At 71.0% G+C, this 20,110-nt stretch carries 10 protein-coding genes and 1 pseudogene; 6 read left to right on the top strand and 5 right to left on the bottom strand.

Translation table 11 applies throughout. The features are described from left to right. Positions 1-25 precede the first annotated feature (25 nt). Positions 26-1,321 carry an MFS transporter gene (locus tag ACLJQZ_RS27310; RefSeq protein WP_410622720.1) on the top strand — a complete coding sequence of 432 codons (1,296 nt, stop codon included), beginning with the start codon at positions 26-28 and terminating at the stop codon, positions 1,319-1,321. Here ACLJQZ_RS27310 and cpt read toward each other — a convergent pair. After that, on the bottom strand, positions 1,272-1,835 hold the full coding sequence (gene cpt, locus ACLJQZ_RS27305; protein WP_410622719.1) for a chloramphenicol phosphotransferase CPT: 564 nt from the start codon (positions 1,833-1,835) through the stop codon (positions 1,272-1,274). The two genes, ACLJQZ_RS27310 and cpt, sit on opposite strands and share 50 nt — an antisense overlap. A gap of 155 nt (positions 1,836-1,990) precedes the next feature. Here cpt and ACLJQZ_RS27300 point away from each other — a divergent pair, with 155 nt between their 5' ends. From ACLJQZ_RS27300 to ACLJQZ_RS27290, 3 genes are all read left to right on the top strand, one after another. Next, entirely contained in the window at positions 1,991-2,497 is a 507-nt protein-coding gene (locus ACLJQZ_RS27300; protein WP_410622718.1) for a hypothetical protein, read from the top strand. Positions 2,498-2,691: 194 nt separating this feature from the next. Further along, positions 2,692-13,473, top strand: a complete 10,782-nt coding sequence (locus ACLJQZ_RS27295; RefSeq protein WP_410622717.1) for a LamG-like jellyroll fold domain-containing protein — start codon at positions 2,692-2,694, stop codon at positions 13,471-13,473. Then, positions 13,470-13,928: an SUKH-3 domain-containing protein gene (locus tag ACLJQZ_RS27290; protein ID WP_410622716.1), complete on the top strand. Its 459-nt coding sequence runs from the start codon at positions 13,470-13,472 to the stop codon at positions 13,926-13,928. The genes ACLJQZ_RS27295 and ACLJQZ_RS27290 overlap by 4 nt, the downstream gene beginning before the upstream one ends. 270 nt (positions 13,929-14,198) lie before the next feature. Here the strand turns inward: ACLJQZ_RS27290 and ACLJQZ_RS27285 are convergent. Further along, positions 14,199-14,869: pseudogene (locus ACLJQZ_RS27285) on the bottom strand (IS5 family transposase). A gap of 259 nt (positions 14,870-15,128) precedes the next feature. On the opposite strand from ACLJQZ_RS27285, the gene ACLJQZ_RS27280 reads away from it, so the two are divergent. After that, positions 15,129-15,581 (top strand): hypothetical protein, encoded by a 453-nt coding sequence (locus ACLJQZ_RS27280; RefSeq protein WP_410622715.1) that lies wholly within the window; start codon positions 15,129-15,131, stop codon positions 15,579-15,581. A 64-nt stretch (positions 15,582-15,645) separates the two neighbouring features. Here ACLJQZ_RS27280 and ACLJQZ_RS27275 read toward each other — a convergent pair whose 3' ends face one another. Together ACLJQZ_RS27275 and ACLJQZ_RS27270 are read right to left on the bottom strand one after the other, a co-directional pair. Beyond that, a complete protein-coding gene (locus tag ACLJQZ_RS27275) occupies positions 15,646-17,127 on the bottom strand; it encodes a sialidase family protein (protein ID WP_410622714.1) in 1,482 nt (493 codons plus the stop codon). Between the two features lie 120 nt (positions 17,128-17,247). Next, positions 17,248-18,222 carry a YeiH family protein gene (locus ACLJQZ_RS27270; protein WP_410622713.1) on the bottom strand — a complete coding sequence of 325 codons (975 nt, stop codon included), beginning with the start codon at positions 18,220-18,222 and terminating at the stop codon, positions 17,248-17,250. A 70-nt stretch (positions 18,223-18,292) separates the two neighbouring features. On the opposite strand from ACLJQZ_RS27270, the gene ACLJQZ_RS27265 reads away from it, so the two are divergent. Further along, positions 18,293-19,192 (top strand): LysR family transcriptional regulator, encoded by a 900-nt coding sequence (locus ACLJQZ_RS27265; protein WP_410622712.1) that lies wholly within the window; start codon positions 18,293-18,295, stop codon positions 19,190-19,192. Here the strand turns inward: ACLJQZ_RS27265 and ACLJQZ_RS27260 are convergent. Beyond that, entirely contained in the window at positions 19,176-20,051 is an 876-nt protein-coding gene (locus tag ACLJQZ_RS27260) for a LysR family transcriptional regulator (protein ID WP_410622711.1), read from the bottom strand. The genes ACLJQZ_RS27265 and ACLJQZ_RS27260 overlap by 17 nt on opposite strands. Positions 20,052-20,110 lie beyond the last annotated feature (59 nt).

Genomic DNA, 20,110 nt, shown 5'->3' with positions numbered 1-20,110 from the left:
GGGGAACCGACGGGACGGGGCAAACGTGACGGATCGGCAGGCGGAACCGGCCCAGGCCAAGAAAGCGCTTACATCGGACCAGCGCAACTCGTTCCTCGCGGCGCTGCTCGGCTGGAGCATGGACTCGTTCGACTACTTCCTCGTGGTCTTCGTGCTGGCGGACATCGCCAAGGACAAGTCGTTCGGCGCGACCGCGACGCAGCTGGCGTTCATCACCACGGCCACCCTGGTGATGCGGCCGGTCGGCGCGCTCCTGTTCGGCCTGTGGGCCGACCGCGTCGGGCGCCGGGTGCCGCTGATCGTGGACGTGCTGGTGTACTCGGTGGCCGGTCTGCTGTGCGCGTTCGCCCCGAACTTCACGGTGCTGCTGATCCTGCGGTTCGTCTACGGCGTCGGCATGGGCGGGGAATGGGGCCTGGGCGCGGCTCTGGCGATGGAGAAGATCCCGGTGGCGCGCCGCGGGTTCTTCTCGGGACTGTTGCAGGTGGGCTATTCGATCGGGTACCTGATGGCCGCGCTCGCGTACCTGCTGTTCCACTCGGCACTGAACCTCGAGTGGCGCTGGATCTTCGTGCTGAGCATCTTCCCGGCGCTGATCAGCCTGCTGATCCGCGCCCGGGTGCGGGAGTCCGAGGTCTGGGAGGCGACGCGGGAGAAGCTGCGCGTGACACGGACCTCGGTCAAGGACGTGCTGCTCAACCCGAAGGTGATCCGCCGGTTCGGGTACCTGATCCTGCTGATGACGGCGTTCAACTGGATGAGCCACGGCACCCAGGACGTCTACCCGAGTTTCCTGAAGGCGCACGACAACGGCGGCGCCGGCCTGACCGCGACGACGAGCACGTGGATCGCCGTGCTGTACAACGTCGGCGCGATCATCGGCGGCCTGACGTTCGGCACGCTGTCCGAGAGGCTGGGCCGCCGCCGCACGATCGTCACGGCGGCGGTGCTCGGTTTGCCGGTGATCCCGATCTTCGCGTTCGACCACGGCGCGGGGATGCTGGCGCTGGGGTCGTTCCTGATGCAGGTGATGGTCCAGGGGGCGTGGGGCGTGATCCCGGCGCACCTGACGGAGATGTCCCCGGACGCGATCCGCGGCTTCTACCCGGGCGTGACCTACCAACTGGGCAACCTCCTGGCGGCGCTCAACCTCCCGATCCAGCAGGCGATCGCGGAGTCCCACGGGTACTCGTCGGCTCTCTTGTGGACGGTGGTACCGGGCCTGGTGGCGGTCGCGGTCCTGACGGCGATCGGCAAGGAGGCCAAGGGCATCAAGTTCGGCGACTCGGCGGTGGCGACGGCCCCGGCGTCCGCGAAATGACCTCGCCGGCGATCGCCCGGGCGCAGGCCTCGGGTCCGGTGCAGGTGGTGTCGACCTCGAAGTCGTAGCGGACGCCCCGGTGGACGAGATCCGCCTGGCGGACGGCCATTCCGGCGATCCGGTCACCCCGGGCGGCCTCGCGTCGCGCGGCGACGTCGCCGTCGCAGCGGACGGCGACCCAGAGCACGGGCAGCCCGTCGAGGGCGTCTCGCCAGCGTCGCTGGGAGGCGGCCCCGCCGAGGAAAACCTCGTCGACGATGACCCCGGCACCCGCCCGGGCCATCGCGGCGATGCCCTGGATCCAGGCCGCTTCGAGGGTGCGGAAGCCCTCACCGACGATGACTTCGCCGCCGACGGCGAAGTCGATGCCCGTGCCGCCGCCGGGCATCGCGTCGACGAGGGTGTCGGTGCCGAAGGTGAGCCACGGGTCGGGCAGGATCGCCTGCAGGCACCGGGCGACGGTGGACTTGCCGGAGCTGGACCCTCCGTTGAGGACGATCACCCTGGGCGGCACGTCGGGTCCTTTCCGGTCCGGTGTGGTTAGGCTGCGCATGGTAGCGGTTGCCGCGCCCGGGTTCCGGCGGCCGAGGACCGCGGGGCGGGCGCTGAGCCACCGGACGGCCCCGGCCGTGCACTACCGTGGGGGCACGCGGGAGTGAGGGGAAGGCCGTGCGGCGGTTCTGGTGGGTGGCGGTGGCCGGTGTCATCGTGGTCGCGGGTGCGGCGGTTTTGCTGTGGTGGCCCGGGGATGACGACCAGGGACTGCCGCCGGCGCGGGCGCGCGTCTACGCCGACTACTCGGCGTGCCTGCTGACCGGTCCGGCCGGGCTCGCGGCGCCCGGGGTCGCGCCGGTGTGGGCGGGCCTGCAGGACGCGTCGGGCGACACCGGCGCCAAGGTCTCCTACCTCGCCGCGGCGGGCCCGGCCACCGAGGCGAACTACCTGCCGTACCTGAACTCCCTGGCGCAGCGGCGGTGCGACGTCGTCCTGACGGTGGGCGAGCCGGGCACCGCCGTGGCGCTCGCCCAGGCGGGTACCCACCCCGCTATCCGCTTCGTGGCCGTCGGTGCGGCGGGCGGCGCGGCGGCCAACGTCTCCCCGGTGGGGGTGACCGAGCACCTCCGCGCGGACGTCGCCGAGGCGGTCCGCGGGGCCGCGCACGCCGCCGGCCACTGAGAGATTTGGCGCGGTTAGGGCAATTTACGTAGCACAAGTCCGGTTTGTCCTGTGCTCTTGATCTCCGTGATTGGTCGCTTTGCGGGCTGGTGAGAACCCCTTCCGCCGTGGTGAACTTTCTCGCCGTTCGTCGGGGATGGTCATCGAGGGGGAGACTCGTGGGTCGTCGTGCTGTCAGGTTCTGTGCTGCCTGGATGCTGCTGGCGCTGGCGTTTTCGCTCGGTTCCGGGCAGGCGGACGCCGCTCAGCTCGCGCCGGGCCACCTGCCGGTACCGGAGTTCACGTCGTGGCTCGGTTCGCTGTTCTCCGGTTCACCGCACTGGGGCGCGACACCCCGGCAGGCCGGCGGCTCGGCCGACGGCAAACGCCACGACGCGACCACCGCGGAGACCAGCGCGGACGGCGGCGCCGGGCGCGCCCCGGACCGCGCGCCCGGTGAGCTGGCCCCGGAAGCCGCGCACGACCGTAAGGTGACCCCCGGGCCGAGCGGCCCGGCGACGCGCGGCTTCGACGCCGTGACGAGCCGCCGCGACGCGACGAAGTCCACGGCGACGATGAACTTCTTCACCAACGCCGACGGCTCGATCACCCGCGACTACACCCGGGAGCCGGTCAACTTCGCCGACGGCCCGTGGGGCTGGCGGCCGATCGACACCACGGTCCACAGTGGACAGGACGGTCGCTGGCACGAGGCCGCCAACTCCCGGGCCGTCGACTTCGCGGGCAACGCGGCCGACCCGGCGCTGGCCGCCCTCGCCGTCGACGGCGGGCACTCGCTCACCTACGGCCTGCAGGGCGCCGCTCCGGTCGCCCCCCGCGTCGACGGCCGGTCCGCGACCTACCCCGGCGTGCTCCGCGACACCGATCTCGCCCTCGAACCGACGGCGACCGGCGTCAAGGAATCCGTCGTGCTGCGCTCGGCGGCGGCCCCGAGCACCTGGGTGTTCCCGTTGACCCTCAAGGGTTTGACGCCGCGTGCCGAAGCCGACGGGTCGGTGAGCCTGGTCGACGGCGCCGGGGCGGTCCGCGAACGGATCCCGCGCGGCTACGCCTTCGACTCCCGGGTCGACCCGGTTTCCGGCGACCCGGCCACGACCTACGCGGTCGGCTACGCGCTGACGACGTCCGCCGGGGCACCGGCGCTGAAGGTCACCCTGGACCCGAAGTGGCTGGCCGACCCGGCCCGGGTGTTCCCGGTGACCGTCGACCCGACCTTCACCGACACGCCGTCCTCGACCTACGCCGAGGCCGGCGCGCCCGGCGACCACTCGATGGAGAAGGTCGTCAAGATCGGGTCGTTCAACTCGGGCCCCGACTCGGCGAACACCTTTCTCAAGTTCCCCGCCGACCTCGACGGCTCCCAGGTCACGGTGAGCTCCGCGACGCTGAAGCTGTTCGACACCTGGGCCTCGACGTGCGTCGCCGAACGCTTCGACGTCGCCCCGGTGACGCAGACGTGGACGCCGTCGGGCGTGTCCGCCTACCCGGGGCCGTCCTACGGCGCGAGCATCGGCAACGCCACGCCGTCGGTGCCCACCGCGTGCGCCAACCGCGCGGCCGACCGGACGGTGGGCGACTGGGTCAGCGTGCCGTTGTCGGCGGCGACGTTTACCGGCTGGGCCAACGGGTCGGTGGCGGACAACGGCCTCGCCGTCTACGCCGCCACGAACGATTCGCTGCACTGGAAGCAGTTCGACTCGTGGCAGATGAACGCCGGCTTCCAGCCGGTGCTGTCGCTGACCACGAGCGGGAACGTGCCGCCGGTCGTCGACTCCGCCTACCCGGGCGCGGGCGGCGTGACGACCAGCCTCGTCCCGTTCCTGTTCGCCACGGCCCACGACATCGACGCCGGCCCGGGCGCGCTGAAGTACCGCTACCAGGTCGCCGACCAGGCGGGCGCGACCATCGCCGATTCCGGCCTGGTCGCCGAGGGCACCTGGCGGGTCCCGGCCGGGAAGCTGAAGTACAACCAGACCTACTACTGGGCCGTGCAGGCCTACGACGGCTCGTCCTACTCGGCCGACCCGCCGTGGAACCCGCTCACCGTCGGCGTGGACCAGCCGCTGGTGACGTCGTCGCTGTCGCAGAACACCGGCGTGCACGGCGTCGAGCCGAGCATCGGCAACTACACGACGTCGGCCACCGACGCGGAGGTGCGCAGCGTAGGGCCCGCCCTGTCGGTGGTGCGCGACTACAACTCCCGTGATCCCCGCACGACCGGGGCCTTCGGCGCGGGCTGGTCGAGCGTGGTCGACGCGCGCGCCGCCGAGCAGTACGACTTCGACGGCACCGGCACGGTCGTCAGCGTGCTGGTGACCTACCCGGACGGCTCCGAAGTGGGCTACGGGAAGAACGCCGACGGCACGTTCTCCCCGCCGTCGGGGCGGTTCGCCACCTTCAAGACGATCACCGGCGGATACAGCCTCACCGACAAGAACGACACCGTCTACACCTTCACCCAGGCACTCGGTTCGGGCGTCTACCAGCTTTCCTCGATCACGGACGCCAACGGCCGCGCGACGACCGTGACCACCTCCGCCGGCCGCGCCACCGCTTTGACATCGGCGGTCTCCGGCCGCGCCCTGCACCTGGCCTGGAGCACCCCGGCCGGGGCCACCAGCCCGCACGTCGCCACGGTCTCGACCGACGAGCTCACCCCGGGCGCGCCGCTGACCTGGACCTACGGCTACACCGGCGACCAGCTCACCAGTGTCTGCCCGCCGGGCACGACGACCGCCTGCACGCGGTACGGCTACCAGGCCGCGTCGCCCTACCGGACCAGCGCGCTCGACCTCGGGCCGCACTCGCTCTGGCCGCTGGCCGAAGCGTCCGGGACGACCGCCGCGAGCGCGGTGCTGACCAACGAAGGCGCCGACAGCGCGACCTACCACGACGTCACGCTCGGCCGGCCCGGCGCGCTGGCGGGCTCGGCGGCGACGTCGGCCGGGTTCAACGGCACGTCGTCGTACGTGCAGCTCCCGCGGGCCGGCGCCGCGGCGCCGAACACGATGTCGGTGTCGATGTGGTTCAAGACCGCGGCCACCAACGGAGTCCTGTTCTCCTACAGCACCATGCCGCTGACCGAGGCGACGAGCCCGGCGTCGCAGTACACGCCCGCGCTCTACGTCGGCAACGACGGGAAGCTGATCGGCGAGTACTGGACCGGCGCCACGGACAAGACCGTCACGACCCCGGCCCCGGTCAACGACAACACCTGGCACCACGTGGTGTTCACGCACTCCTCGACCAGCCAGGGCATGTACCTCGACGGCCAGTTCGTCGGGTCCACGATCGGCGCGATCGTGCCGATGGGCCCGCAGAACCGCTACATCGGCGCGGGGTTCCTCGGCAACCAGTGGCCCGACCAGGCCAACGCCGGCAAGCCCGGCACCGCGACCTTCTTCAACGGCCAGATCGCCGACGTCGCCGTGTGGGACAAGCCCGTGCCCGGCCAGCGCGAGCTGGCGCTCTACCAGAGCGGCAAGCAGCAGTCGAGCCTGCTCACGTCGATCACCCGGCCCTCCGGCGCGGTGCACACGACGGTGTCCTACGACCCGGTTTCCGACGCCGTGACGCAGATCGGCGACGAGAACGGCGGCACCTGGAAGTACGCGCCGCTGACCGCGGCCGGCTCCAGCCAGGTCTACCGCGGCGCCGTCCTCGGCTCGCACCCCGAGCTGTACCAGCGGTTCGGAGACGCGCCGGGCACGGCCGTCCCGGCGGGCGAGGTGAACTACCGGCCGTCGGCCTACACGAACGCGACGCTCGGCGGGCCCGGCCCGTTCACCGACTCGACCGCGGCGAAGTTCCCGGGCACCGTCGCCGGGGTCACGCTGCCCGATCACCTGGTGAGCGCGTCGAACACCGCGTCGGTCGAGCTGTGGTTCTCGACGACGTCCACCACGGCCGGCACGCTGTTCTCGACCGGCAACTCGCCGCTCGGCGCCGCGAACCCGTCGGGCGGTGCCATGCCGGTGCTCTACGTCGGCACCGACGGCAAGCTGCACGGGCACTTCTGGGACAACTCGGTCGCCGGCATGGCGTCGGCCGGGAAGGTCAACGACGGCAAGTGGCACCACGTCGTGCTCAGCGGCGCGAACACCGGCCAGGTGCTCTACCTCGACGGCCAGCAGATCGGCACGTTGTCCGCGCAGATCTTCAACGTCGACCCCTACGCCTTCGCCGGCGCGGGTGTCTTCAACACCAGCAGCTGGCCGGCCGCGCCGGCCGGGACCACCTGGAACTACTTCACCGGCTCGATCGGCGAAGTCGCCTTCTACCGCTCGTCGCTCGGCGCCGGTGAGGTCGCCCAGCACTTCCTCGCCGCGGGCAATTCGCAGGGGCTTGCCCCGCTGACGACCGCGACGATCACCGACCCCACCGGCAAGACGTCGACGCAGCAGTACGACCCGGCCGCCGGGAACCACAAGATCGCCGAGACGGACACGGCCGGGCACCGCACCACCTACGGCTACGACACGGCCGGCTTCCTGCACACCAGCACCGACCCCAACGGCAACGTGGTCACCGTCGGCCACGACGTGCGCGGCAACACCGTCTCCCAGACCACCTGCCAGGACCAGGCCGCCGAGAAGTGCTCGACGTCGTACTCGACGTACTTCCCGGACGACACCACGGCGCAGCTGACGACGGCCGACGCGCGCAACGACCTGATGCTCACCTCGCGGGACCCGCGCTCCTCGGGCGCGACCGACCCCGCGTACCTGACGTCGTTCGGCTACGACACCGCCGGCAACCGCACCTCCGTGACGACCCCGCCGGTGCCGGGCTTCGCGGGCGGCCGGACCACCGCGATCACCTACAGCGACGGCACGGCGGCCTTCCCCGCGACGGACTCCGGGACCGTGCCCGCCGGGCTGCCGGTGAAGACGACCTCGCCGGGCGGCGCCGTCAACCAGGTGTCCTACCTGCACAACGGCGACGTCGCGAGCACGACCAACGCCGACGGCCTGGTCACCCGCTTCACCTACGACCCGCTCGGCCGCCTCCTGTCGAAGACGGCGGTCTCCGACAGCTACCCGGCGGGCCTGGTCACCACCTACGCCTACGACGGCAGCGACCAGGTCGTCTCGCAGACCGACCCGGCGGTCACCGACCGGGTGACCGGCGCCGTCCACAACGCCGTCACCACCAGCGTCTACAACGCCGACGGCAGCCTCACCTCGCAGACCGTCGCCGACGGCACCGGCGGCGACGCCGCCCGGACGTCGGGCTCGACCTACAACGACAAGGACCAGGTCGCCTCCAGCACGGACGCGAACGGCAACGTCACCACCTACACCTACGACGTCTACGGCAACAAGAAGAGCGAGACCGACGCCAACGGCACCGAGACCGACTGGACCTACGACGGCGAAGGCCGGCTGCTCACCCAGGGCGTCTGGTACACCGGCAATCCCGCCGACCCGCGGCCCGCGACGTTCCTCGTCCAGAAGTCGAACGCCTACGACCCGGCCGGGCGCCTCGCGTCCGAAACGGACTCGATGGGCGACACCACGTACTACACCTACACCGACAACGGGCTGACCGCGACCGTCACCCGCAAGGACCCTGCCGGGCAGCAGGCGTTCGTCACCGAGTCGAACACCTACGACGCGGCCGGCAACCAGATCGGCACGGTCACCGGCAACGGCGCGAACACCTCGGCGTCCACAGTGGACGCCGCCGGGCGGGTCTCGCGGACCGTCGACGACCCGGCGGGCGCGGCCCGCACGACGTCGGTGTCCTACACCCCGGACGACCAGGTCGCGACCACCACGCAGGCCGACCCGTCGGGACGCAGCCGCACGGTCAGCACGACGTATGACCCGATGGGCGTGCTCACCTCCCGCTCGGTCGCCGCGGACGGCGCCGGGCACCCGGTGGGCTGGTGGAAGCTGAACCAGCCGTCGGGCACCACGGTCACCGACTCCTCCGGCACCGGGAACACCGCGGCCGCCTCGGCCGTCACCTGGTCCGACGGCGCCGCGAACCTCAACGGCACCAGCTCGCAGATCGCCACCAATGGCCCGGTGCTCGACACCACGGCGGCCTACACGGTGTCGGCCTGGGTCAAACCGGCGACGCTCGGCTCGGCGTTCCAGACCTTCGTCGTGCAGAAGGGGACCGTGATGAGCGGTCTCTACCTCGAGTACGACGGCAGCAGCCACAAGTGGTCCTTCTCCCGGTTCGGCACCGACGCCACCAACGCCACCGGCTACCGCGCGGAGTCCGCGGCCGACGCGCAGGCCGGGACGTGGACGCACCTGGCGGGTGTGTACAACCCGGGCACCGGCGCGATGGCGCTGTACGTCAACGGCGCGCAGGCCGGCACCACCACCGACCCGACGCCGATGGCGAGCACCGGCCCGCTGGTGCTCGGGCACGGCTGGTACCTCGGCGCCAACGGCAACTACGCCACCGGACAGGTGGCCGGCGTCCAGGCCTACACCCGCGCGCTGTCCGCGGCGGAGGTCACGACGATCTTCGGCGGTGGCCGCAACGGCGGCACGACGGCGTCTTCGGCGGCCGAGACGACGAGCTGGACCGTCGATCAACGCGGTCTGCCGACGTCGATGACCGACGCGAACGGCAACGTCACGACCTACGCCGGCGACGAGGCCGGGAACCCGGCGGTGACCACCGCGCCGACCGTAACCACGGAGACCAACGGCGGCCCGGCCACCGCCGTGCACCCGGTCACCACGACCGGGTACAACACCTTCGGCGAGCCGGTCGAGGCCGTCGACCCCGACGGCAACCAGCTGACCACCGTCTACGACGCGGCCGGGCAGCCGGTGTCGGTCACGAACCCGGCGTACACCCCGCCCGGCGGCGGCGCCCCGATCACCGCGACCACCGTGCGCACCTACGACAAGATCGGGCAGGTCCTCACCGAGAAGGATCCGCTGAGCCACGTCACCACCATGAGCTACGACCAGCTCGGCGACGTCGCCCAGGTGACCCGGCCCTCCGGCGCCAAGACGACGTCGACCTACGACACCAACGGCGACCGGCTTTCGGTGACCGACGCGAACGGCGTCCGCACCGAGGCGACCTACGACTTCCTGTCGCGGCCGCTGACCTCGACGGTGTTCGAGCGGTACCCGAGCACGCTCACCGCGACCACGACGAACTCCTACGCCGCGTCGGCCGGCAACCCCGGCGGCGCGCGGCTGGCCTCGACCACGACGCCCGCCGGCGCCGTCACCTCCTACGGGTACGACGGCCTCGGGCAGACCACGGCGGTCACCGACGCGGCCGGGAACACCACCCGGTACGGGTACAGCTACCTCGGGGAGAAGACGTCGGTCACCGCCGCCGACAACACCGCGACGCTGACCGACTACGACCAGTCGAGCCGGCCGGTGCGCGTCACCGGCAAGGACGCGACCGGCGCCGTGCTGCGGCAGACGTCGGCGGCCTACGACGCGGGCGGCCGCCTCACGTCCTCTGTGGACGGCCGGGGGACCGCGCGGACCTTCACCTACGACAGCGGGAACCGCCTCACCGGGGAGATCCAGCCGGTGTCGGCGACGGCGTCCGTCACGACGTCGTTCGGTTACGACGCGGCGGGCAACCGGACGCGGTCCACCGACGGCCGGGGCAACGCGACGATCACCCGCTACAACGCGTGGAACCAGCCCGAAGCGGTCGTCGAGCCGGCCACCACGGCCTACACCTCGGCCGCGGACCGGACCTTCACCTCGGTCTACGACGCGGCGGCCCGGCCGGTCACGCAGACCCAGCCGGGCGGGGTGACCGTCACGGCGGGCTACGACGACGACGGGAACCTGGTCAGCCAGAGCGGCGGCGGCGCCGAAGCCGCGACGGCCACCCGGACGTTCGGCTACGACCCCGGCGGCCGGCTGACTTCGGTGGCCACGACCGAAGCCGGCGTCGCCGGGCACTCGGACCACCAGGCGGCGAGCAGCGAAACCTTCGGCTACAACGACCGCGGCGCGCTGCTCACGGCGAGCGGTTCGGCGGGGTCGTCGTCGTTCGCCTACAACACCGACGGCCTGATGACCTCGCGCAGCGACGCGGCGGGCACGACGTCGTACGGCTACGACGGCGCCGACCGGCTCTCGACCGTCACCGACGCGGCGACCGGTGGCACGCAGACGCTGAGCTACAACACCCTCAACCAGGTCAGCGGGGTGAAGTACGGCACGGGCAACGCACGGACGTTCACCTACGACGGCCTGCACCGGCTGACCGGCGACGCGCTGAAGACGGCCGGGGGAGCGGCGATCGCGTCGGTCGGCTACGGCTACGACGCGAACGACGACCTCACGTCGAAGACGACCACCGGGTTCGCCGGATCGGCGGCCAACACCTACACCTACGACCTGGCCGGACGGCTCGGGTCGTGGAACAACGGCGTCAGCACGGTGGCCTACGGCTACGACGCGGCGGGCAACCGGACCCAGGTGGGCTCGTCGACCTACACCTACGACGCGCGCGACGAGCTGACGTCGGACGGCGCGAACACCTACAGCTACAGCGCGCGCGGGACGCTGCGGGAGCGGGCGTCCTCGACCGGCACCCTGGTGTCCGCGTCGGACGCCTTCGGGCAGATGGCCGTGCAGGGCACGCAGGCCTTCGGCTACGACGGCCTGGGCCGGAACCTGACCGACACGACGATCGCGTCCGGCGCGGCGACGACGTTCGCCTTCTCCGGCCAGGGCAACACGATCGCCTCGGACGGCACGTCGACCTACAGCCGCGATCCGGGTGGCGGCCTCGTCGGCGTCGCCACCGGCGGTGCGGGGGCGTACGCCTTCGTGGACCAGCACACCGACGTCGTCGGGACGTTCACCGCCACCGGGAGCGCACTGAGCGGGTCGATCACCTACGACCCGTTCGGCAACGTGCTGGCGTCGGCGAACGCCAAGGGGCAGCTGGGGTACCAGTCGGGCTGGACGGACCGGTCGACGGGCAACGTGAACATGGCGGCGCGCTGGTACAACCCGGCGGTCGGGCAGTTCATGAACCGCGACTCGATGGCGAACAGCCCGGTGCCGAACCCGATGGAGGCGAACAAGTTCGCCTACGTCGACGACAACCCGATGACCGGCACGGACCCGTCGGGACACGGCTGGTTCAGCGACGCGTGGTCGTTCGTGAGCAACCACGTCGTGGCGCCGGCGGCGTCGTTCGTCTACCACCAGGTGATCCAGCCGGCGGCGCACTTCGTCAACACGTACGTCGTGCAGCCGATCGTGCACGTCGCGGTGGCGAGCTACCACGTCGTGCGGGACGCCTACCACGCGGCGGGGCGGGTGGTCCGCAACGCCTACCACGCGGTGGTCCGGTACGCGAAGAAGGTGTACCACGCGGCGGTGCACGTGGTGAAAACCGCGTACCACGCGGTCACGAAGGCGGTGAAGACAGCGGCCCACGCGGTGGCCCACGCGGCGACGGCGGTGGTGCACGCGGCGGTGTCGGCGGCGAAGACGGTGGGTCACGCGGTGTCGACAGCGGCGACGGCCGTGGGCCACGCGGCAGCCTCGGCGGCCTCGCACGTGGCGACGTTCGTGAAGGACCACGCGTCGACGATCGCGGGCATCGCGGCGGGCGTGCTGGTCGGCGCGGCCTGCACGGCAGCGACGCTGGGCATCGGTGCGGTCGGCTGCGCGGCGATCGGTGGCGCGGTCGGTGGCGCGGTGTCCTACGGGATGGACTGCCCGAAGGCGCACAACTGCTCGGTCGGCGGCGCGGTGGAGGCGGTCGGCCTGGGCGCGCTGGGCGGAGCGCTGGGCGCGGGTCTGGCGGGCCCGCTGGGCGGCAAGCTGGTGGCGGAGGCCCTGGATGGCGTGCTGCCGCAGGCGGCGACGCAGGGCTTGATCGGCGCGGGTGCCGGAGCGGTCAGCGGCGGCGTGACGGCATTGGCGGGCTACGGCATGAACTGCGGCCGCGACTGCTCGGTGGGCGGCGCGTTGTCGGCGGCGGGGACGGGTGCGCTGGCCGGCGGTGTCGGTGGTGCGGCGTTCGGGGCGCTGGGCGGTTTGCGGGCTCGTGGTCGCAGTTCGGCGGAGGAGCCGTCGACGTGCGCGGTGCACAGTTTCCTCGCTTCCACCAAGGTGCTGCTGGCGGACGGTTCTGCGAAGCCGATCTCGTCGCTGAAGGTCGGTGATCGGGTCCGGAACTCTCAGCCGGGCACGGCGGGTGTGGAGTCACACGCGGTCGAACGGGTGATCAAGACGGCGACGGACCACGACTTCGTGGCGTTGAAGGTGAATCCGAGCCGGGTTCGTCGCGCGGTAGGTCGTGCGGTGGCGGGTCTCGCTGTGGCTGGGGCCATTGTCGCGGGAGGTCCGGCCACGGCATCGGCGACCGTGACGACGACGTATCACCACCCGTTCTACGACGTCACCCGTGGCGAGTTCGTCGAAGCGGTGGACCTGCAGGTCGGCGACCATCTGCAGACCGCAGACGGCGGCGAGGCGACGGTCGCGGAGGTGACGCCGTACTACTCGACGGAGGTCACCTACGACCTGACGATCGACGAGCTGCACACGTACTACGTGTACGTCGGCGACACGCCGGTCCTGGTCCACAACTGCGGCGGCGGTGACTCGTCGAATCTGTTCGAACACACCCGCGCCGACTCCGGGGCCAGCGCGACTTCGAACCAAGCGGCTGCGGTGTCACGGGACACCTATACCGGAGAGACCGCTTATGGGGAGAGCGGTGCGGTCCCGGGCAATGTGGCTCCTCCGCTCGTGCCGAGGCTGCGAGCCGCAGAGGCACTCGTGGGCACCCCGGGAGCGCCAGAAGAGTGGGCGCCGGGAACGTGTGCGGAATTCCACGCGTGCAACAATGCTCTCAACAATGTTCCCGGTTCAAGGTTGGATGATCTGGAGTATGCCACCATCGACAGGCCGAGTGGTGAGCACAAGCCGTCCTGTGGTTGGTGTCGGCTGATCTTGGGCGGTCCGGGCGGAGCAAGAGAGGTAACCCCTGGTTCATGAACATTGAAGTGAGTGACAAGCAGCTTGCCGTGATTTTTTCGGATTCGAACTGGTCGCCGGCAAAAGTTGTCGACGTTGAAGGTGTCAAGGTCGCTTGGTTGCGGGCGGGGCACGTTCCGTCCGAAGCGGCGATCGAGTTCGTGGCGGAGTTCGACAGAACAACCTTTCGCTATCCAAGGCATGAGTCGATCGGCGGCGACCAGGATTGCTCCTTGGATGCAGTCGAGGCAGTTCGGTCGACGTTTCCGATTGTCATTCGGTCATATGAGAAACGCGTCGGCGAGAATCTGTGCCCGGTCGGCACCGCGGCGTCTCGGCACCTGAACCTGATGCTCTCATCGTCTGGAAAGATGTTCGGTGGGTATGACTCGTTCCTGGCCTGCTACGGCGGATCGGGTCGAGAAGCAATATGGAACATCTACAATCGAGTCAAAGGTGTTCCGGTGCCGGAATGAGTTCGGTTGCTCTGCGGAGCAATCGACGAGAGCGGCCCCGTCTGGATCGATTGCTCGACGGGGAACGTGAGCATGCGGCGCACTGGTGCAACCCGGCGGTAGGGCAGTTCGTGAGCCGGTGCCGAACCCGACAAATCCGAAGACGGGCACGGACCCGGCGGGGCACGGCTGGTTCGGCAACGCGTGGTCATTCGTCAGTTGCAGGCACGCATGCGTCGTTCGTTGCGCTGGGTGGCTTGGCGGTGGAACGGCCCCTTGTGCCATTAGGGGTCAGTTCAGAATGAGTTTGCGGAGGCAGATCACGGAGCAGGCGAGGCCGAGGATGGCTTGGTGGACGTCGGCTCGTCGTTCGGTTCGGATGCGTAGTCGTCGGAAGCTTTTCAGTCAGGCGTAGGTGCGTTCGATCGGCCAGCGGACTGTGCCCAAGCCTGAGCCGTGTTCTACGCCGCGGCGGGCGATGACGGGTGTTATGCCGGGAGCGCGGACCAGGCGGCGGTATTTGTCGTGGTCGTAGCCGCGGTCGGCGTAGAGCCGGCGTGGCCGCTGCAATGGCTTGCCGACCAAGCCTCGGACCGGCGGGATGGCGTCGATCAACGGGATCAGCTGAGTAACGTCGTTGCGCTGCCCGCCGGTGAGCGTGACTGCCAGCGGGGTGCCGTGGGCGTCGGTGATCAGGTGATGTTTGGAGCCGGGTTTGCGGCGGTCGACCGGGCTGGGGCCGATGGTCCCCCCTTTTGAGGGCGCGCAGGTGAGTGGAGTCGACCAGCGAGGTGGGCAGCCGGTTCCAGCCGATACCGGTACGGATCACGTACAGGATGCCTTCGAATGCTGCGCGGTCGTCGGCACGCTTGCGGCCGGGATGGCGGAAACGTCGTGGGTGCACCGGAAGGGAGCGGCTCGAGCCGCTCCCACAGCTGGTCGGTCAGAACCTCCTCACGCATACCAAGATTCTCGAAAGCCCCGCAGCTCACGCAAAGACGACACGCCGACTCATTCGGAACTGACCTCTAAGTGCGTTCGGTGGAAAATTCTTGCCGGAACCATGATCACCGCGTTGGAAAGTGACCCGGACGCCTGATATGCCGGTCTTGACGGGTTTCCCCAAATTTGGTGCAGGGCAAGGGAACGCGGTGACCCCGCCTCCAGTAGCGTGTGCGATGCGTCCGGGGTCGTGGCGTGTTTCCGTTCTGGAGGAATTCCGTGGGTGCTCGTCAAGAAAGACGTCTGCTCGAGAACGCCGCTCCGTTCATGCGGGCCGGCGAGCAGGTGGAACTGGTCGCCATGGCCAAAGTGGGCTCGGTGGCGAAGTCGGTCGGGAAGTCCGTTGCCTTCGGGGTGGCCGTCGGGGTGCTCAGTGGTGGCACCATGATGGCGCTGCCGGTTCAGGCTGAGGCGTATGTCGTGCTGACGGACCGGCAGATCCTGCTCTTCCGGTCCTACAGCGGGTCGCCGGGAAAGCACATCTTCGGCGCGCCGCGGCACCTCGTGGCGATCACCGAGCCGAAGTCGGGTTTTCTGCTGAAGTTCCAGCTGTACGTCCAGGGCTGGAACCAGGATCTCGCCTTGACCGTGCCGCCGCTGCCGCCGAGCTTGCGCAAGCGTGGTGTCGCCTTGACCGGGCTGCTGCCGCGGATCGTGCCCGTCTCGGCCTGACCACCGGCGCCGCCGGCGCCGGTCAGGTCATGACCGGCGCCGGCCCAGGCGTGTTCGCGTCCGCTCAGCCGCAGTGCTCGAACTCGCTCGTGTACGACACGCCGCCCGCTGTGCCGCCCCACTTGACGCACTTGTTCGCCGCCGCTGCCTTTACCGGGCCCGCGAAGTAGGAGAACGCTCCCGAGTCCGTCTCCCGTGCCGAACCCTGGACCTCCAGGAACGCCGAGGTCGCCGTGGCCGTTCCGGCGGACGCGTTCTTCATCGTGCTGACGCAGTTCTGGCCGTTGGATGCGTTGTACGACAGGTACACCGTGCCCGCCGTGCCGAGCGGCTGCGAGTCGATGACGCCGTAACCGCCACCGCAGGCCGGGGCGCCCAGCGCGTCGTCGGTCACCGTGGCGAAGCGGATCGTGTCGTTCGCGTGCAGCTCCGGGCCCGCCTCGAACAGTACGCCGACCGACGACTGCGACAGCTGCACCATGTCGGAGTACGCCGCGTCCTGACCCCAGACGAGCAGGCTCGAGTCGGTGCCCGTCCAGTTGCCGCCCTCGTCGAAGGACGAGTGCACGCGCAGCTGCTTGCGGCGGTCGCACGTGGACGGTGCGGCGAACACGATCCGGTCGTACTTGCCGCCGGTGTCCGTGGCGCTCATCCGGGCCGTCGAGCCCTCGACGGTCGGGGCGACGAGGTCGGTCGCGAAGGTGAACTTCGTGCTGAACGTCGTGCCGCCGTCCGAGCTGATCGCGTAGGCCCGGTTGTGCGTGCCGTCCAGCAGGCACTTGTCGCCGTCGTTGGCCTGGTTGCGCGCGGCGGCGTAGACCCGGCCGTCGGCCAGCTCGGTGACGCTGATCTCCTGCGGGTTCATCGTGCTCGCGGCCGGCTTGTCGGTGGCGCCGAGGTGCCAGGTGGAACCGTTGTCGTCGCTGTAGATCAGCGCGCCGATGTTCGAATAGCTCATGCCGGCGACGAGGCGGCCCTGGTGTGCGCCGCGGGTCAGCACGATCCCGTGTGACGGCCCGGTCGCGAGCCAGCTCGGCGCCGTCGAGAAGCCCAGCTCCGTGGTCAGCACCTTCGGCGCGCCCCACGTCCTCCCGTTGTCCTCGCTGATCGAGACGCGCGGGATCCGGCCGCAGGCGGGGTTGGTGTAGCACTGCATCGTCGAGAGCAGCACGACGCGGTTGCTGCCCGGGATCACGATCGGCGCCGGGTTTCCCTTCGTGTCGCCGTTGGCCTTGATGACGGTCTGCAGCGCGCTCCACGTCTTGCCGCCGTCGGCCGAGCGCTTCATCACGAGGTCGATGGCGCCGAGGTCGTTGCAGACGCCGGCGCCGTCGTTGCGGCCCTCGGCGAACGCGAGCAGCGCGCCGTCGTTGGCCTTCACGATGGTGGGAATGCGGTAGCAGTCGTGGCCTTCGGTGTTCTTGGCGAAGACCAGGGTGCTGGCCACGTCGGCCTGCGCGGTGCCGATGGCGGCCGGGATGGCGACAACGGCGGCGCACCCCAGCAGCCCGGCCAGCAGGCCACGGGCGATACGGGTGAACTTCACGGTGGGGACTCCCTACGGATTCGTTCTACGTCCTACGTCTCGGCGGTAGCGTCGACCCGGCCCGTACAAGACCCGTACAACCCGGCGTATAACGACCTATACGTGACGGGAGGGGAAACGTCAGGTGAACGCGGCCAGCGTCCCGAAACCGGTCGCGAACACGAGCAGCGTCGACAGGAGACCCAGCAGCAGCGCCCGGCCGCCGCCGCGCAGGAGCGGGCCGAGCCGGACGGCGCAGCCGAGGCCGAACAGCGCGCCCGCGAGCAGGAGCGTCGACGCGGTCTTCGCGACGTCGAGCGCGAACGCCGGGACCAGGCCGGTGCTGCGAACGGCGACCATCGCGAGGAAGCCGAGGACGAACAGCGGCACGAGCGGCGCGTGGCCGCCGCGGCGGGTGCGTTCGGTGGCGCCGACGATCGCGACCATCGGGGCGAGCAGCACGACCCGGCTCAGCTTCACCACGATCGCGATCGTCACGGCGCCGGCGCCCGCCGGCGCGGCCGCGGCGACGACCTGGGCGACCTCGTGCACCGAGATCCCGGCCCAGCTGCCGGTGCGGACCGCGTCCAGGCCGATCCAGTGGGCGAGCAGCGGGAGCACGCCGAGGGCGATGCTGCCGTAGCAGGTCACGAGCGCGACCGCCGTCGCGACGTCGGAGTCCTCGCGGTCGACGACGCCCTCCATGGCGGCGATCGCCGACGCGCCGCAGATCGAGAACCCCGTCGCGACCAGCAGGGCGAGCCCGCGCGGCACCCGCACCAGCTTGCCGAGGCCGAGGGTGCCGAGGAAGGTGACCGCGACCGTCACCACCACGGCGGCGAGGGTGCCGGGGCCGAGGCTGAGCACCGTCGGCAGCGCGAGCTGCAGGCCGAGCAGGACGACGCCCGCGCGCAGCAGGCGCTTCGTGACGCGCGCGACGGCCTGGCGGTGCTCGTCGGCCAGCAGTGGCGTGCTCCCGATGGTGATGCCCAGCACGACGGCCACGGTGAGCGCGCCGGCCACCGGCCACGCCGAGCTCAGCGCGTACGCCGCCGCGACGCCCAGCCCGGTGATCACGAGGCCGGGCAGGAGCGGTTTCGCCGTCGTGAGTGCCATGTACCCAGCGTCGCCCGGTCGCGGTCGTCGCGGTAGCCGTCCGTGACGGCGTAGGTCATAGACTGGGGCTATGACCGGACCGGATCTGGACTCGCTGCGCCTGCTGGTGCTCGTCGACGACCTCGGCAGCATCGGCCAGGCGGCCACGGCGCTGGGCATCGCGCAACCCTCGGCCAGCAAACGGTTGTCCACTTTGGAGCGTCAGCTGGGACTGTCCCTCGTGGACCGGACGCGGCGTGGTTCGGCGCTGACCCCGGACGGCCGGGTCATCGCGGGCTGGGCCCACCGCGTGCTGGCCGAAGTGGACGGGCTGCGGACCGGCGCGGCGGCGCTGCGCACCCAGCGCGGCGCGAAACTGCGCGTCGCGGCGAGCATGACGCTGGCCGAGCACTTCGTGCCCGCGTGGATCGGCGAGGTCAAACGGACCGAGCCGGACACCGACGTCGGGCTCGAGGTGGTCAACTCCGAGCACGTCGCGGACCTGGTGACGCACGGGCGAGTGGACCTCGGGTTCGTCGAGTCGCCGGGACCGTGGCCGGGCTTGAGCACGCGCCGGGTCGCGACGGACCGGCTCGTGGTCGTCGTCCCGCCCGGGCACCGCTGGGCGCGACGACGTCGTCCGCTCACCGCCGCGGAGCTCGCCGCGACGCCGCTGGTGGTGCGCGAACCCGGGTCCGGCACCCGCGAGACCGTCGAGGCGGCGCTGCGCCGCGCGGGCGCCGGGCCGGTGAAACCGTTGCTGGAACTGGGATCGGCGTCGGCGGTGCGCAACGCCGTGATCTCCGGCGCGGGTCCCGCGGTGATCAGCGACCTCGACGTCGTCCGCGAGGTGGCCGGGCGACGGCTGGTGCCGGTGGCGGTCGACGGCGTCGACCTCGGGCGGGTGCTGCGAGCGGTGTGGCCGGCGGGCCGGCGGCTGGCCGGACCGGCCGCGAACCTGCTGGCGCTGGCCGTCAAGTCCCGGGCGTGAGGTGGGCTTCGAGGGTTTCGCAGGTGTCGGCGAGCAGCCGGGTGCGGTCGCCTGCGCGGGTCGCGAGCACGACGTGGCACGGCTCGACCCCCGCCATCGGCACGGTGGTGACGTCGGGCCGGAGCCGGCTGCGCCGGACGACCGCCGGGGCGATCGCCACCAGCTGCCCGGCGGCGATGAGCTCGTACTTCTCCTCGTAGCTCTCGAGGAGCGGCCCGTCCGGCGCGGGACGGCCGTCGGGCCGCGGGTCGACGCGCCAGAACGCGTTCCAGGCCGGGTCGGCCAGCCGGGGGAGCGGTTCGTCGGCGATGTCGTCGAGGGTGACCGACGCGCGGCCGGCGAGGCGGTGGTCGGCGGCGACCACCAGCACGCGTTCCTCGTCGTAGAGCGGCGTGACGTGCAGCCCTTCGGCCGGCAGCGGCAGCCGGGTGACCGCGACGTCGATGCGGTGCTCCAGCAGCGCGGCGGCCGTTTCGTTCCAGCCGAGGTGCCGCGTCACGAACTCGGCGTCCGGGTGGTGGCGGCGCAGGTCCCGCACGGCCGGGGTGACGAACAGGTTGGTCAGGTAGCCGATGGTGAGCCGGCCGGGCGTGGCCGCGGCGCGGGTACTCGCCGCCGCCTGCGCGGCCGACCGCAGCAGCGCCTCGGCGCGGGGCAGGAAGACCTCGCCGGCCTCGGTGAGCCGGCTGCCTTGCGGCGTGCGGTCCAGCAGGCGCGCGCCGAGCTGCCCTTCGAGGCGGCGGATCTGCCGGCTCAGTGACGGCTGCGTCGTGTGCAGCGCGGCCGCGGCCCGGCCGAAGTGCCGGTGTTCGGCGACGGCCGTGAAGTACCGCACCAGCCGCAGGTCGAGGTCGGTCATGCCCTCAGTGTAGGCCGCTGAGCTGTGGTGATGCCTGAAGCGTATCGCCCGATGAAGGA

This window comes from Amycolatopsis sp. cmx-8-4, from assembly GCF_046548675.1.
Taxonomy (GTDB): Bacteria; Actinomycetota; Actinomycetes; order Mycobacteriales; family Pseudonocardiaceae; genus Amycolatopsis.
The sequence above is the reverse complement of the archived record's forward strand: the minus strand, read 5'-3'. Positions and strand labels throughout refer to the sequence as shown.